General features: G+C 63.2%; 14 protein-coding genes. 7 read left to right on the top strand and 7 right to left on the bottom strand.

Translation table 11 applies throughout. The features are described 5' to 3' along the window. Positions 1 to 118: 118 nt before the first annotated feature. On the bottom strand, positions 119 to 1,609 hold the full coding sequence (locus MF606_RS12865; protein ID WP_240229675.1) for a carboxypeptidase M32: 1,491 nt from the start codon (positions 1,607 to 1,609) through the stop codon (positions 119 to 121). Positions 1,610 to 1,727: 118 nt separating this feature from the next. Here MF606_RS12865 and MF606_RS12860 point away from each other — a divergent pair, with 118 nt between their 5' ends. Continuing rightward, a complete protein-coding gene (locus MF606_RS12860; RefSeq protein WP_240229674.1) occupies positions 1,728 to 2,093 on the top strand; it encodes a hypothetical protein in 366 nt (121 codons plus the stop codon). Between the two features lie 3 nt (positions 2,094 to 2,096). Here MF606_RS12860 and MF606_RS12855 read toward each other — a convergent pair whose 3' ends face one another. After that, entirely contained in the window at positions 2,097 to 2,648 is a 552-nt protein-coding gene (locus MF606_RS12855) for a methyltransferase family protein (protein WP_240229672.1), read from the bottom strand. A gap of 141 nt (positions 2,649 to 2,789) precedes the next feature. Between MF606_RS12855 and MF606_RS12850 the strand changes: the two genes are divergently transcribed. Next, complete coding sequence (locus MF606_RS12850; RefSeq protein ID WP_240229670.1) at positions 2,790 to 3,605, top strand: alpha/beta fold hydrolase; 816 nt, start codon at positions 2,790 to 2,792, stop codon at positions 3,603 to 3,605. Between the two features lie 155 nt (positions 3,606 to 3,760). Here MF606_RS12850 and flgH read toward each other — a convergent pair whose 3' ends face one another. From flgH to flgF, 4 genes are read right to left on the bottom strand one after another with little or no spacing between them, the layout of a single operon-like run. Next, on the bottom strand, positions 3,761 to 4,498 hold the full coding sequence (gene flgH / locus MF606_RS12845) for a flagellar basal body L-ring protein FlgH (RefSeq protein ID WP_240229669.1): 738 nt from the start codon (positions 4,496 to 4,498) through the stop codon (positions 3,761 to 3,763). A 20-nt stretch (positions 4,499 to 4,518) separates the two neighbouring features. Beyond that, on the bottom strand, positions 4,519 to 5,463 hold the full coding sequence (flgA, locus tag MF606_RS12840) for a flagellar basal body P-ring formation chaperone FlgA (protein ID WP_240229668.1): 945 nt from the start codon (positions 5,461 to 5,463) through the stop codon (positions 4,519 to 4,521). Between the two features lie 14 nt (positions 5,464 to 5,477). After that, positions 5,478 to 6,263: a flagellar basal-body rod protein FlgG gene (gene flgG, locus MF606_RS12835; RefSeq protein WP_240229667.1), complete on the bottom strand. Its 786-nt coding sequence runs from the start codon at positions 6,261 to 6,263 to the stop codon at positions 5,478 to 5,480. A gap of 15 nt (positions 6,264 to 6,278) precedes the next feature. Beyond that, positions 6,279 to 7,019: a flagellar basal-body rod protein FlgF gene (gene flgF, locus MF606_RS12830; RefSeq protein WP_338084372.1), complete on the bottom strand. Its 741-nt coding sequence runs from the start codon at positions 7,017 to 7,019 to the stop codon at positions 6,279 to 6,281. A gap of 284 nt (positions 7,020 to 7,303) precedes the next feature. On the opposite strand from flgF, the gene MF606_RS12825 reads away from it, so the two are divergent. The 5 genes from MF606_RS12825 to MF606_RS12805 all read left to right on the top strand — a co-directional run bounded on the left by MF606_RS12825 (position 7,304) and on the right by MF606_RS12805 (position 13,980). Next, positions 7,304 to 7,807, top strand: a complete 504-nt coding sequence (locus MF606_RS12825; protein ID WP_240229665.1) for a flagellar basal body-associated FliL family protein — start codon at positions 7,304 to 7,306, stop codon at positions 7,805 to 7,807. Next, positions 7,807 to 8,979 (top strand): flagellar motor switch protein FliM, encoded by a 1,173-nt coding sequence (gene fliM, locus MF606_RS12820; RefSeq protein WP_240229663.1) that lies wholly within the window; start codon positions 7,807 to 7,809, stop codon positions 8,977 to 8,979. Before MF606_RS12825 ends, fliM begins: the two co-directional genes overlap by 1 nt. Continuing rightward, positions 8,979 to 9,407 (top strand): DUF6468 domain-containing protein, encoded by a 429-nt coding sequence (locus tag MF606_RS12815; protein ID WP_240229662.1) that lies wholly within the window; start codon positions 8,979 to 8,981, stop codon positions 9,405 to 9,407. Before fliM ends, MF606_RS12815 begins: the two co-directional genes overlap by 1 nt. Further along, complete coding sequence (locus MF606_RS12810; RefSeq protein WP_240229660.1) at positions 9,404 to 10,495, top strand: MotE family protein; 1,092 nt, start codon at positions 9,404 to 9,406, stop codon at positions 10,493 to 10,495. Before MF606_RS12815 ends, MF606_RS12810 begins: the two co-directional genes overlap by 4 nt. Positions 10,496 to 10,647: 152 nt before the next feature. Beyond that, a complete protein-coding gene (locus MF606_RS12805) occupies positions 10,648 to 13,980 on the top strand; it encodes a tetratricopeptide repeat protein (protein ID WP_240229658.1) in 3,333 nt (1,110 codons plus the stop codon). A 2-nt stretch (positions 13,981 to 13,982) separates the two neighbouring features. Here MF606_RS12805 and MF606_RS12800 read toward each other — a convergent pair whose 3' ends face one another. After that, the gene (locus MF606_RS12800) at positions 13,983 to 14,966 is read right to left on the bottom strand and encodes a ribose-phosphate diphosphokinase (RefSeq protein WP_240229656.1); all 984 of its coding nucleotides are present in this window, start codon (positions 14,964 to 14,966) and stop codon (positions 13,983 to 13,985) included. Positions 14,967 to 15,026 lie beyond the last annotated feature (60 nt).

The raw sequence follows: 15,026 nt of genomic DNA, 5'->3' as shown, positions 1-15,026 counted from the left end.
TCCCGTGCCTGGAGAGATGGATCACGCGGACAAGCCGGGTGATGACGACATCTCGATGTTTGGTCGCGTCGGAAACTGATTCCGATCTTCCGTCTAACTTGTTGGCGATTCTGGCCAATTACCCCAGATACCGCTTGTTCAAATGCGCCTTGAAGAAGTCCGCGTTCAGCGGTTCGCCGGTCGCCTTGGTGATCAGGTCCGGCGTCGACCAGCGGGAGCCCTGGGTCCAGATGTTGTCGTTGCGCCATTGGTTGACGCCGCCGAACTCGCCCTTGCGAATATCGTCGCGGACACCCGGCTGCGCCTTCTCCAGCGCGGCCCATTGCTGCGCGGCGATCATGGCGCCCAGCGTATAGCTGGGGAAGTAGCCGAACGCGCCGGCCGGCCAATGCACGTCCTGCATCGGGCCGTCCTTGGGGTCGTTGATGGTGGAGATGCCGAGATATTCGGTCATCTTGGCATCCCAGGCGTCCGGAATCTGGCTGGCCTCGAGTTTGCCGTTGACCAGCTCCTGCTCCAGTTCGTAGCGCAGGATGACGTGGAGCGGGTAGGTGACCTCGTCAGCATCGACGCGGATGTAGCCGCGCTCGACGTAGTTCACTTCATTGAGGATGTCGGCGATATCCCAGCCGGGAATGGCGTCCTCGCCAAGGTGCAGATGCACCAGCGGCAAGGCGAATTCCCAGAATTCGGGGCTGCGGGCGAGTTGCATCTCGACGAATAGGCTCTGGCTTTCGTGAATGCCCATGCCGCGCGCCTTGCCCAGCGGCCAATGCGACCACTCCTTGGGCAGGCCCTGCTCATAAAGCGCATGGCCGGTTTCGTGCAGCACGCCCATCAGCGATGACAGGAACTCGTCGGTGCGGTAGCGCGTGGTCATGCGCACGTCTGTCGGCACGCCGCCACAGAAGGGGTGATGCGACACGGCAAGCGAACCATGGGTGAAATCGAAGCCGACAGCGCGCATGGCAGCGAGGCCCAGTTCGCGCTGCTTTTCGATCGGGTAGGGGCCGCTCAATGCCTTGCGCGTGCGCTTGGCGAGGCGGCGTTCCTGCGCGTTGAGCGCCTCCGGTACGAAGCCCTTGAGGAAGCTCTTGAGATCGCCGAACACCCCATCCAGATCGGCGGTGCGGTTGCCGGGATCGTATTGTTCCATCAGTGCGTCGTAGGGAGCGAGCTTCAGCGCATCGGCGCGCAATTGTGCCTCCTCCCGTACCAGTGCGATGACGCCCTCGAGCGCCGGCAGGAAACTGTCCCAGTCGCCCTTGGCCCGCAACTCGCGCCAGAGCTGTTCGGAGCGCATGGTCGCGGCGGTGCGGCGTTCGACGAATTCTGTCGGCAGGCAGGTCGCGTTGATGTATTGGCGCTTGAATTCGGCCAACGCCAGCTTCTGGTCGTCGCTTTCGGGCTTGGCCGCGTCGATCCAGTCGGCGATCTCGGGGGCAGTGGCCTGGGCGTGATACATGCCGGCCAGGTTCGACATGGCCTCGGCCCGCTTGTCGCCACCGCCAACCGCCATGTGGGTGGCCTCGTCGGCGCCAAGAATGGACAGCGCATGCTCCAGCGCTTCGAGTTTGCGGCCGAGATCGTCGAGTTTCTGGAAGGACATGGCAGACTCCGCTATTGCCCGATTTGTCTTTCACAGCCCGGCGCGATGGGCAAGAGTGAGCGCAAATCCGATCAAGCGGGACACCACTTCAGGGCCCATCTTGCCGACGGAGGAAGCCATGGTCGACGACAGCTACATCAAGAACAGACCCCATAGCGTTGGCGGGGTGATGGTGGATCAGGCCATGCTGATGCCCAGCGCCGAGGCCATCGCAGCACAGATGCACGCGGTTCCACCCGGGGAGACGCGCTCGCTGGCCGAGTTGCGGCAAAGGCTGGCGGACCAGTACGGTGCCGAGGCGACTTGCCCGGTCACCACGCAGCGCATGATCAAGATTGTCGCGGCCAAGTCGGTGACGGACCACGCTGCCGGAAAGCAGGCCATACCGTTCTGGCGGGTGGTCGATCCCGACAAGCCCAATGGCGCTAAATTGCCAGGGGGACGCGACTTCATCGTCGCCCGGCGCAGGGAAGAGACCAGGTAACGCTCAGCCCAATCGCCGGGGCCAGAACAGCCCGGCACGCTGCCGATAGGCGGCGTATTCGTCGGCCAGCGCCGTCGTCGCGAACAGGCGCTCCTCCATGCGCGCCGCCAGCACATAGAGCGTGGCGACGATGATTAGCGGTAGCACCGACCATAGCGACCAGGTGGCGATCGCCCAGCCGATCCAGAATAGCAGATAGGACGTGTAGAACGGGTGCCGCACATATTGGTACGGTCCGATGGTCACCAGCGAATGCGGTGGCTGATCGTCGAAGGCAAAGCGCAGGCGGGCTGTTCGCGAGGCTTTGATCGCAGCCCAGAATAGCGCCAAACTGCCGAGTTCGATCAATACGCCAACGACTTGCGCCCAGATCGGCTGGCTGTGTGTCCAGACCAGCAGCAACAGGCAGGCGCAAGTCAGCAGGGCAGCGGCGGATGTTACCCGGGCACCGTTGGCCATTGTCTCGGACGCAAAGTGCCCACGGAGCGCCCAAACGTGCTGCGCCAGGATGGCGATGCTCACCACGGTCACGACAAGATCTGCGATCAATTCCACGGGTTCGCTCCACCTATCGTTAACTAGCCGCACACACTGGGCCTTAGGCACTCCAGGCTATGCTGGCGGAAGTATCATCAGCGGCAGCGCGATATGTCCACATCAGAGTTTAGGGTTCGCACACCTGCGATGGAAATCGCTGTGCGAGAATCAAAAAGCGCGGGTACGCCGGTGCTGCTTCTGCATGGCTCGGGCTGTTCCAAAGACGTTTTTGCGCGCCAGTTCGATGGTGTGCTGGGCGAAATCTATCGACTGATCGCCATCGATCTGCCAGGGCACGGCCAGTCCGACAATGCCACGCATCCCGAGACGACCTATGCGATCGAGGGCATGGCCGCAGTCGTCTCGGATGTGGTGGATGCTTTGTCGTTGACGCGGCCCATCGTTTTCGGCTGGTCGCTTGGCGGTCACATTGCCATCGAAATGGCCAGTCGGCGATCCGATATTGCCGGCCTCGCATTGACGGGCACACCGCCGATAGGTCGGGGTGCCATCGCCAGCCTGCGCGGCTTTCACGCGCGCTGGGATATGTTGCTGGCGTCCAAGGAAGTGTTCACGCCGCGCGATGTCGAGCGCTATCTGCACCTTTGCTTTGGCGAAAGCGGCACGCCGGCATTCATCGAGGCCATAAAGCGCAGCGACGGCAAACTGCGCGCCAATTTCCTGCGCAGCATGCTGCGCGGTGACGGCGTGGATCAGAAGCGGTTCGTCGAGACGGCAGACCTACCCATCGCGATGATCAACGGTGCCGACGATCCGATTGTGCGCCGCAGCTATATTGAGCATCTGGACTACGAATGGCTCTGGGAAGAGCGCTGCCAGTTCATCGAGGGGGCCGCTCACGCGCCATTCTGGGAGCAGGCCGTCATGTTCAATCGCGTGCTGCACCGTTTCATCAAGGATATCGCGATCCTGCCCGCGGTCGATGCCGAGCAGGAGGCAACCCGCCGCGCCTAACAATTACCTTCAAAAAGGGGAAGAGGCGCAGCCGGGGGACTGCGCCTCCGGAGAGGTCGGTTCTGTTCTGGAGCCGACCGGGCAGGGCCTTCTGGCCTCTGCCGGGAGGCCTCGCTGCACCATTGGGGGAATGCGCAGCGAGGAAACTGAGGGGATTAGAAGGGCAGGATGGCGTCCATGACCTGCTGGCCGTAGCGCGGCTGCTGGACTTCGGTGATCTGGCCACGGCCGCCGTAGGAGATGCGGGCTTCGGCGATCTTGGACGAGGGAATGGTGTTGTTGGCCTGGATGTCGGACGGGCGGACGATGCCGGCCACGATAAGGTCGCGGACCTCGAAGTTCACCCGCACTTCCTGCCGACCCTCGATCACCAGATTGCCATTAGGCAGGACCTGGGTGACTACGGCGGCGACAGACGTTTCGAGGCTTTCCGAGCGATTGACCGAACCATTGCCCTTGTTCTGCATGCCCGAGGTGAAATCCACCGCCGCGGATGGATCGATGGCGCCGCCGGTAGCGGTGTCGATGGCGTTGCCGAGGATACCGCCCATGCCGGCCGAGTTGCTGGCGGTGCGGCCGCTGGCGGTAGTGTTGGCCATCTTGGCGCTGTCGTCGATGGTCACGATGACGGTCAGGATATCGCCGATGCGGTGAGCACGTTCGTCCTTGAAGAAGCCGCGGGCTGAGGTGCGATAGAGCGAGTTAGGCTGGTAGGTGTCGGCGATGGCTGGCGGCATCGGCATGTTGACCGGCTGGTAGCCGGCGGTCGTCGTCGGGTCGACGATGGCGGTCAGCGGCGGCGCATTACCCACATTGGCGAGGCGATCCATCGTGTTGCAGCCGGCGAGCGTGGCCGTGAGCGTCAGGAGGGTTGCGAGCTTGATGAGGTTCATTGGTCTGGTCTCCTGAAGGCTTAGAGGCCGGCGAGAGCGAGCGGATCGGTGCTCACTTCGACTGCGCCGGGGGCAAGGGCGATGGCGCTGATGACGCGCTTGGACATGAGGTTGAGGACCTGGAGCGGCGCGCCGGTGGTGCCGCCGGTGATCGCCTGGCCCTTGACTGTGAGGGTCATCGGACCCTTGCGGAAGTAGATGGTCACGAGGTCGTTCTTGGCGACTGTCAGCGGCGCGGTGACATCGCTTGGCTTCAGCATCATGCCGTCGCGGCTCTGACGGGTGAGCGCCTTGCCGACGACGTCTTCGATTCTGGCAATCCCGGTGCTCTCGGCGAAGCGGAGCGAGACCGGGCGCATTTCGATGTTCTCGGCGGCCAATACCGTCCCGGCCGGAAAGCTGCCCGTGAGGTGGGGGGCGTCGATCATCAACTCGATGCTGCCAGCCACGTCCAGCGGCTGATCGACACCAGCGATGGCGATGCGGGCCGAGAAGGCGCCGTTGCCGGGCAGGTAGCGCATGCTGATGATGCTTGCCGGCTGGACGACGACTTCGGCGTTAACCGGGGTGATTGGCGTGGTGAAGGCGGTGTTGGCGCTCATGCCCTGGCTGAGGATGCCGCGGGCGGCAAGGTCGGCCGAGATCAGGTCGGTCAGAAAGGCCTGGTCGACGATGGTGGCGGAGCGGGTAACCCGCACGGAGCCAAGGCCATTGCTTTCGAACGCTTGGAGGCCGGCGCGGGCGGCCGCGCTCTGCACATCGGCGAGGCTGACGACACCGCTGGTGCCGGGCTTGGGTGCACGGAACAGGGCGTCCTCTGCCGCAAGACCAGCATCGTCGAACATATCGCCCACGGTCACCACTGAGGCGGTGACGACGATATCGGCCTTGAGGACCGGCGCAGCGAGGGCAGTGCCGCAGAGAACCAGAGTGGCCAGGGCGGCAAGTGGGGATCGAGCGATCATCTACCGTACTCCTGTTAGCGCAGCTGGCTGGTGGACTGCATCATCTCGTCAGCGCCGGAAATGACGCGGGCGTTCATTTCGTAGGCGCGCTGGGCGGCGATGAGGTCGGCGATTTCGGTCACGGAATTGACGTTGGCCATTTCCAGGTAGTTCTGCAGTAGGTTGCCGGTGCCTTCGGCATTGGGCACGCCCACCTGCGCCGGACCGCTGGCCGCCGTCTCGATGAAGAGATTGTCGCCCAGCGATTCCAGGCCCGACTTGTTGACGAAGCGGGCAAGCTGGAGCTGTCCGAGCTGGGTGGGCGTGGCTTCGTTGTCGATATAGGCGGAGACCAGCCCGTCGGGCGAGATCGCGACCGCGGTGGCATTGCCGGGGATGGTGATGCCCGGATCGATCGGGTAGCCCTGCGAATTGACGATCTGGCCATCGGCCGAGCGTTCGAGCGAGCCGTCGCGGGTATAGGCCGTGCGGCCGTCGGGCAGTTGCACCATCAGGAAACCCTCGCCGCGGATGGCGACGTCGAGTTCGCGTTCGGTGAGGTTGACGTTGCCCTGGCTCATCACGCGCGGGGTGGAGACGGTGCGCACGCCTGAACCGATTTCGAGGCCTGCCGGGATCATGGTGCCCTGATCGGACGTCTGCGAGCCGGCGCGGGTGATCTGCTGGTAAAGCAGGTCCTCGAACTCGGCGCGCTGGCGCTTGAAGCCGGTCGTCCGCATGTTGGCGATATTGTTGGAAATGACTTCGACGTTGCGTTCCTGAGCGCTCATGCCGGTCGATGCGATGTAGAGGGCTTTCATGGCATTTTCCTCAGGTTAGGCGCTCATATCGCCGAGGCGCTGGATGGCGGAGCGGCGCAGTTCGTCCTGCTTCTGCGCCAGGCTTGCGGCCGACTCGTAAGCGCGCTGCACGCGGATCATTTCGACCATCTCGGAAACGCCCGAGACGTTGGATTTTTCGATGAAACCCTGCATGACGCGGGTATTAGTGGCCGCGACCGGGGTGCCGCCTGAGAACAGGTTGCTGCCTTCGCGGGCCAGTTCCTGGGGATTGTCGAATTCGACCAGGCGTAGGCGGCCCTTGGCGCCGGCGCTCGAACTGACCGAGCCATCGGCGGCGATCAGGATACCGCTTTCCTCGGGGCCGAACTGGATCGGGCCACCTTCGCCGAGGACCGGATTGCCGTTGAGATCGACCAGGGTGCCATTGGCGCTGAGTTCGAATGAACCGGATTTGGTCCAGCGGTCGCCCGCCGGGGTCTGGATGGCGAAGAAGCCCTGGCCGTTGAGGCCGACATCGAGCTCGCTGCCGGTCTGCACCATGGCGCCGCCGGAAAGATCATGTGTGGTGGCCCAGTCCTGAACGTAGGAGAGGGGCTGGTCGAGGCGGGGGAAGTCCTGATCGCGCGCCACCGGCATCACATATTCCTCGAACAGGATGTTCTCGGACTTGAAGCCGGTCGTGTTGATGTTGGCCATGTTGTTGGCCACCACATCCATCTGGCGCTGTAGCGCTATCTGCCGCGAAAGGCCGATCAGTTGCGCATTTTCGATCATCGCTGATCCCCGGTGTTTACGTCCCCGGTACCAACTGCTTCCCCAAGCCGATGGTCCCGCCGTTAACATTGCAGAAACCATGCCAAGCCGATAAATTTAATAAAATCAGATAGATAGAGGTTTGAATGGGTGAACCCTGCCAGTCCATCCTTTCCATATGCGGCAAAAGCTGCCCGGCAAATTCTGCCGCATGGCGCCGATTTGTAACCAATCGTTAACCATCGAGCGCTTAGCTGGACGAAGAGCCGGAATCGCCCGGAATTCCTTGTGTTTGGCAGGTTGGCATGGCCTCTGAGGCAGATATCGAAGAAGGCGCCGCCCCCAAGAAGGGGATACCGAAGCTCTTCATCATCATTGGAGCCGCGGCGGTCGTTGTGCTGCTCGGTGGCGCAGGGCTCTACTTCTTCCTGTCGTCAGGTACGGCCGAGGCCGAACATGCTGCCGCTGCTACCGACGAGCACGGCGCCGTCATCGAGGCGCCGCACACCTTTATCTTCAATCTGCCGCCCATGATCATCAACCTCAACAATGAGGGTAGTGGTAACGCAGTGATGAAGCTCACCGTTGCGCTCGAAGTGGCCAATGAGGAGATGATGGTGGAAATCCAACCGCGCATGGCGAAGGTGGTCGACGCGTTCCAGGTCTATCTGCGCGAGCTGCGCAAGTCGGATCTCGAGGGTTCCGCCGGCGTCTATCGGCTTAAGGAAGAGCTGCTGCGACGCGTCAATGTCGCGATCTATCCCTCGCGCGTCGAATCCGTCCTGTTCAAAGAAATTCTGGTGCAGTGATGGCAGGTCCCAGCGACCAGGACAAACTGAGCGAGGATTGGGGGCTCGACGACGCCGTCGTACCGCTCGACGCCGCACCTGAGCAGACCGAAGAAGAGAAGGCTGCCGAGGCCGCTGCCGAATGGGCGGCCATGCTCGAAGGCAATGACAGCGAAGAGGGCGGCGCTGACCGCGTCCTCAACCAGGACGAAATCGATAGCCTGCTCGGCTTCGATGCGAGCGTCGGCAGCAATGTCGAGTTGACCGGCGTCCAGGCGCTGATCAATTCAGCGCTAGTCAGCTACGAGCGCCTGCCGATGCTCGAAATCGTCTTCGACCGCCTGGTGCGGTTGGCGACGACTTCGCTGCGCAATTTCACCTCCGACAATGTCGAAGTCACCATGGACTCGATCTCGTCGGTGCTGTTCGGCGACTATCTCAATTCCATTCCTCTGCCGGCAATTCTTTCGGTCATCCGGGCCGAGGAGTGGGAGAATTACGGCCTGCTGACGGTCGATTCCAGTCTCATCTATTCGATGATCGACGTGCTGCTCGGCGGTCGTCGCATCGGCGGCAATATCCGCGTCGAGGGTCGCCCCTATACGACGATCGAGATGGCGCTGGCCCGCCGGATGATCGAGGTCATCCTCGAAGACACCCACCGCGCCTTCGAGCCGGTGACGCAGGTCAATTTCAAGCTCGAGCGCATGGAGACCAATCCGCGCTTCGCAGCGATCTCGCGTCCCGGTAATGCGGCGATCCTGATCGAACTGCGCATCGAAATGGATGATCGCGGCGGCAAGGTCGAGATCCTCTTGCCCTACGCCACGATCGAACCCATCCGTGAACAACTCCTGCAGATGTTCATGGGTGAGAAGTTCGGCCGCGACCCGATCTGGGAGGGGCACCTAGCCACCGAGATTTACTCTGCCGATGTCGAGATCGAGGCGGTGCTGCACGAGCAGGATCTGCCGCTTTCGCGCATGCTTGCCATGAAGCCCGGCGACACCGTGATGTTCGACCGCGCGCCGGCCGATCCGGTGCGGCTACGCTGCGGCGATGTCGAGCTCACCGAGGCCATTATGGGCCATATCGGCGACAACGTATCGGTGCGGGTCACGCGCCCGCTCAATCCTCCCAAGGTCACCATGGCGGCCTTCGAGGCGATAGACGAAACACTGGAAGGACGATGATGTTCGGTTTGCCCCTTGGCCTGTTCATAGAGAGTGCCGTTGCCGTTCTGCTGGCGATGACAATTGGATATTGCATTCTGCTCAACCAGCGCCTCAAGCGCCTGCATGCCGACAAGGACGTGCTTCGGCAGATGGTCGCCGATCTGGTCGGCGCGACCAATCTTGCCAATCAGGCGATCAAGGAACTCAAGCAGACCGCCGTCGAGGCTGATCTGTCGCTCAATTCGCGCCTCGAAGAAGCCGAGCGCTTCGGCATTGAACTGGCCAACCACGTCAATGCGGGCACTGTGCTGATGGAGCGCATCGCCAAGATCACCAGCGTTGCGCGGCATAGCCAGGCTATCGAGCCGGTCGAGCAGCCCAACAAGGTACAGTCGGCCCTGGAGCAGCTTTCGGCACGCGTCCGCACCCGGGGAGCCGCCGCGTGAAGAATATTCGCCTGCTGCCTGTTGTCATCCTGGCTGTTGCAGCCCTGCTGGTGCTCAAGACCGTCGGTCTTGTGACCAATGGCGGCTACGCACTGACGGGCGTGACCGTGGCGCGTGCAGCGGGCGGAACGCCGGCTGCTCCTGCCGAGGGAGCGGAAGCGGGCGGCGACCCTACTTTGCCTAATGAAGCGACGATGGAGGACACCAGTCCCACTCTCGCCGATCCCGCACCAACGCTGGCGCCGCAGACGGCGCCCGAGGCTGGAGCTGCTCCGGGCGGCGGGCATGGCGCCCCTGCCGCCGAAGCGGCCGCGCCTGCGGCCACCGAAGGTGAAGCCGCTGCCGAGCATCCAGCGACGCCGGTCGCAGTATCCACCAGCGGCACCTATTGCATCGAGGCCGATGCGACCATCCAGGAAGACGGTGCCGTCGTGATGGCCGCCGGCGCCCAGGTGGCCGGTGACGGTCATGGGGAAGCGGCTTCTGCGGAGACGACGGAAGCCGCGCCGGCTCCCGCACCGGAGCCTACATTTGCGGAATCGATGACCGACTGCCTGCCGTCGGGCGATGCCGTGCCGGTCGAGATCGACGGCAAGGGTGGCTCGGTGCCGCTGATCACTGCCGACGGCACAACGCTCAGCGAACAGCAACTGCTCGAACGCCTGGCAACGCGCCGCACTCAGCTTGAGCAGTATGAACAGGATCTCGCCCTGCGCGCTTCGATCGTCGATGCTGCCGAAAAGCGTATCGAGGAGCGGGCGGCGACGCTTGCGGCGCTGGAAGCGCAGATTTCAACTCTGGTCGATCAGCGCCAGGAGATGGAGAGCGGTCAGTTCGCCGGCATTGTCGCCATGTACGAAACCATGAAGCCAAAAGATGCGGCCAACATCTTCAACAATCTCGACATGGCGGTGCTGCTGCAGGTCGCCAAGTTGATGAGCCCACGCAAGATGGCGCCGATATTGGCGGAGATGGAAGCGGCTCGTGCGCAGGAATTGACGGTCAAGATGGCTGCCCTGTCGGACCAGCCTGCCACAGAGATGACGCCGGACGATCTGGCCGCCTTGCCGCAGATTGTCGGTCAATAAGTCACGACTGGGGTAATCGGGCGTTAAGCCTGGGTCGCTAGGGTGCCAGCACTTAGAGTGTTGTAACCCTGCGCGTACTGCCGGCCCAGAATACGGCCACTGCATGCGCGCGCATTGCGTCGGGCGGGCAGAAGCCGGTGAAGACAGCGATCATGGCTGGATGGCTGAAAGCCAAACGGGCCTTGGCTCTATGCGCTGTCGTTGCAGCGCTGGGCCTCGCGACGCCCGTTTTTGCGCAGCAGCAGGGGCAGCTCTTTGCCACCCAGGAACAAGGCTATGGCCGGCTGATCCTTAGCTTCCCGGGGCGTGACAGCCTGCCTGCCTATGCCATGCGCATCGAAAACGGCGTCCTCTCGATCGAGTTCGACGAGAAGGTCGCAGTGATCCTGCCTGATGTCGGCACCACCATGCCGGACTATCTGTCGGTCGCCCGTGTCGATCCCGATGGGATGGGGCTGCGCATGGGCCTGCGGTCCGCTTTCAGCTTCAATCGCATCGAGGCCGGCGAGAAGCTCTTCATCGATCTGCTGCCGACCTCCTGGCAGGGCATGCCGCCGGCGCTGCCGCAGGAGGTGGTGGATGAGCTTGCCGAGCGTGCGCGTCTGGCTGCAATCCGCGCCGAGCAGGAACGCAAAGCCGCCGGGGTGACCGAGTTCAACCCGCAGGCCAGCGTTCGCATTGGCCGCAATCCGACCTTCATGCGCGTGCAATTCGACTGGTCCGTGCCCACCACTGGCGATTTCGTCCAGGATGGCGATACCGGGCTGATCGCCTTCGAATGGCCCGTCGGCATCGACCTGCGCGATCTTGCCATCGACCTGCCGCCAGAGATTGCATCGGTGGAAAGCGGGGTTACGCCTGACGGGGCGACCGTCACCCTCAAGCTTGCCGAGGGTGTCAAACCGCGCTTTTACGAGACGACACCCCGTCAGTTCGTCCTTGATATCGACATTGCCGGTTCGGGCCTGCCCAGCTTCAATGCTGCGAGCCTTGCCGACGGCATTGCCGCGGAGGCCAATGCGGAGGCGCAGGCGGCCGCAACGGACCCCGTGGTCGACAAACTCTACCCCGACGCCGCACCCAAGACGATCGAGCCCTTCGTGAGCGTGCTTGGTTCGACCGTACGCGTGGTGTTTCCGTTCGAGCAGGATACGCCGGCCGCCGTGTTCCGGCGCGGCGACACGGTCTGGATGATGTTCGACACGGTCTCTGGCATCGTGCCGCCGGCTCATTCCGAAGAGTTCGATGCCCTGGCAAGCGAGTTCGCAGTGCTCGCCTCAGCGGACACGCAGGTCGTCCGCGTCGAACTGTCCGAGGACAGGCTCGCCACGCTCGGCTCAGAGGGCATGGCCTGGGTGCTGTCGCTGGGCGATATCATGCTGACGCCGACCGAACCGATTGACCTCAGCCGCCGCCGCGACAGCGAAGGTGATTTCGAAATGGTGGCCAATGTGGCGCGTCCCGGTCGCGTCCATGATTTCCGCGACCCGGTCGTGGGCGACATGCTCAAGATCGTCACCGCCTATCCTCCTGCACGTGGGGTTACCCGCTCCTTCGACTATGTCGACTTCTCGGCACTGCGCAGTGTCCATGGCCTGGTGATCAAGCCGGAAAGCGCGGGCATCGACGTCGCGCTCGAAAGCGAGCTGGCGGTCATATCCACATCGGGTGGCCTCACCGTTTCGGCATTCGATGGTCCGCGTACGCTCGGCGATGGCATCACCGAAGCCATGCGGGGCGGTTTCGTTGATCTCGCCCAATTGGAGCAGAAAGACTACGGCCTGTTCACCGAGCACAAGGATGTGCTGCAGGCCAATGCCGCCAGCGCGGAAGGCAAGCAGCGCGATATCGCTCGCCTCGACCTGGCCCAGTACTACATCGCCAACCGCTTCGCCCTCGAGGCCGTCGGAGTGCTCCAAGTACTGGAGCAGGAGCTCAAGGACGAGGCGCTGAAGCGCAAGATCAGGTTGTCGCTCGCCATCGCGGAGACGGTTGCAGGCCGTTCCACGGACGCACTGGCAATCCTCAACACCGCGTCGATGGGGCAGGAGGTCGATGCTCTTCTCTGGCGCACCATTGCTCGCGCTGACATCTATGACTTCAAGGGCGCCAAGCTTGATGCGGTCGAGGCCCAGGCGGTCGCGCCGAGCTACCCCGCATGGGTTCGCAATAAATTCTACTTCGCCGCCATTCGCGCCGCGCTCGAAACGGATGACGCCAATATGGCGGAGCGGCTGATCGACGAGGTCGATTTCGCCAGTCTCGATGCCAGCGACTCGAGCCTCTACCACCTGCTTTCAGGTCGGATCGACGAGGCGCGCGGCCGCGTTGACGAGGCGATCGACACCTACGGCCAGGTGATTGCCGCCGACGTGCGCCCGACGCGCGCCGAGGCCATCTACCGCACGCTTTATCTGCTGGACCAGGCCGGCAAGCTCGATCTGGCCAAGGCCACCGTAACACTCTCGGCCGAGTCTCTGCTGTGGCGCGGCAATCCGCTCGAAGCGGACATGCAAAAGATGCTGGCCGAATTCTACTTCCGCAATGGCGACTACCGGTTTGGATTCGAAACCGTCCGCCAGGCAGTGGCCAATTACCCCGAGAGCCCGCCAATCAATGCCCTGCGCGACGAAGCCCAACGGGTCTTCGGCGAATTGTTCCTCGATGGCGTCGCGGATTCGCTGGGGCCAGTGGATGCACTCGGCATCTACTACGACTTCCGCGCGCTGACGCCTCCGGGTACGCGCGGGGATGAGATGATCCGCAACCTGGCCCGCCGGCTGGTACGCGTCGACCTGCTGCCGCAGGCGGCGGAACTGCTCGAATACCAGTTGGATAACCGCCTGCGCGGGGTCGCCAAGACACAGATCGCCGCCGATCTGGCGGTCATCTACCTGGCCGACCGGCGTCCGCAGGATGCACTCCGCGTGCTCAACGCGACGCGCCTGCCAGGCATCCCGGATTCGCTGGCCCGCCAACGCCGCATCCTTGAGGCCCGTGCCATGATCGATGGCGGCCGCGATCAGCTCGCGCTCGATATGCTGCGCGATGTGGATGGCCGCGACGCAACGCTGCTGCGGATCGATGCGCATTGGAAAGCGCGGCGCTATTCAGAGGCCAGCGAGCTGATCGAGGGGCTTTATGCCGGCCAGCCGATAGGCACGCCCTTGAGCCAGCCGGCTCGCATGGGCATCATCAAGGCGGCAGTGGGCTTTGTGCTGGCGGGCGACGCCTTCGGCCTGTCGCGCCTGCGCTCAAAGTTCGGCGAGGAGATGGTGACTTCGCCCGAGTGGCCGATGTTCGACCTCGTCACCAGCAACATCGAGGTCACCAGTCTTGAGTTCAAGACGGTGGCAAGCCAGGTGTCCGGCGTCGAAGGCATCAACGCCTTCCTCGCGTCCTATCGCGAAATCTATGGCAGCGAAGGCGCCTTGGCGCCGCTGGTGGCTTCGGAGACGAGCGCCGGCATCGCCAGCGCGACGTAACCTCAAGCGCGCAACGCCGTCTTGCCTTCGTCGTGAGTTATCGGCTCGGTATGGAACAGCGTACTGACCGACTCGCCGCTGTTGATGCGCCGCATGGCCTCGGCCAGGGCAGGGGCGACCGATAGCACCGTGAGCTTGGGTACTTGCTTGGCGGCCGGGATCGGCACGGTATTGGTGCAGACGATCTCCAGCACATCCGGTTCGGCGGCAAGGCGCTGCGTGGCCGAGCCTGAGAAGATACCGTGGGTACAGGCAATCCGGATCGATCGGGCCTTGTGCGCGCGCAGGTGGTGGAGCAGTTCAAGGATGGAGCCACCGCTGGCGATTTCGTCATCGAGGACGATGACGTCGCGGTCCCGGACATCGCCGATAATCGCGGAAATCACCACCTTGGTGTCGCTCAGCCGTTCCTTGGCGCCCGCAGCTACGGGGACACCCAGCCGCTTGGCGAAGGCGGCAGCATTCTTGACGTTGCCCAGGTCCGGCGACACGACCACGCCATTGCTAAGGTCGTAGCCTGCAAAGTGGTCGGCCAGTTCGGACAGTGCATGCAGGTGATCCACCGGGACGCTGAAGAAGCCGTGCACTTGCGGCGAATGCAGGGTCATGGTCAGCACGCGGCTGGCGCCGGCCGTCGCCAGCAGGTCGGCAACGAGTCGTCCGCCGATGGAAATGCGCGGCGCATCCTTCTTGTCGGAGCGCGAATAGGCGTAGTGCGGGATGACAGCGGTTATCCTGGCTGCCGAGGCGCCGCGCGCCGCATCCAGCATGAGCAGCAGCTCCATCAGGTGATCCTGCACCGGGGCCGATAGCGGCTGGATGATGAAGACGTCCTGCTCGCGGCAATTGGCCTCCAACTGCACTTCAAGGCAATCGTTGGAGAACCGCTTTATTTTGGTGGGCAGCAGCGGGACATGCAGGTGGTCGCAGATTTGCTGGGCCAGACCGGGGTGAGCACTACCGGTGAAAATGGCAATCTGGCTCAATGGCATGCTCCTCGCTGCATCAAGGATATCTGCCGGGCTTATGGCAAGCCGGCCTGCGGC

The organism is Devosia lacusdianchii, assembly GCF_022429625.1.
Classification (GTDB): domain Bacteria; phylum Pseudomonadota; class Alphaproteobacteria; order Rhizobiales; family Devosiaceae; genus Devosia; species Devosia lacusdianchii.
Note: the sequence above shows the minus strand (reverse complement) of the source record. Positions and strands in the feature narration are given on the sequence as shown.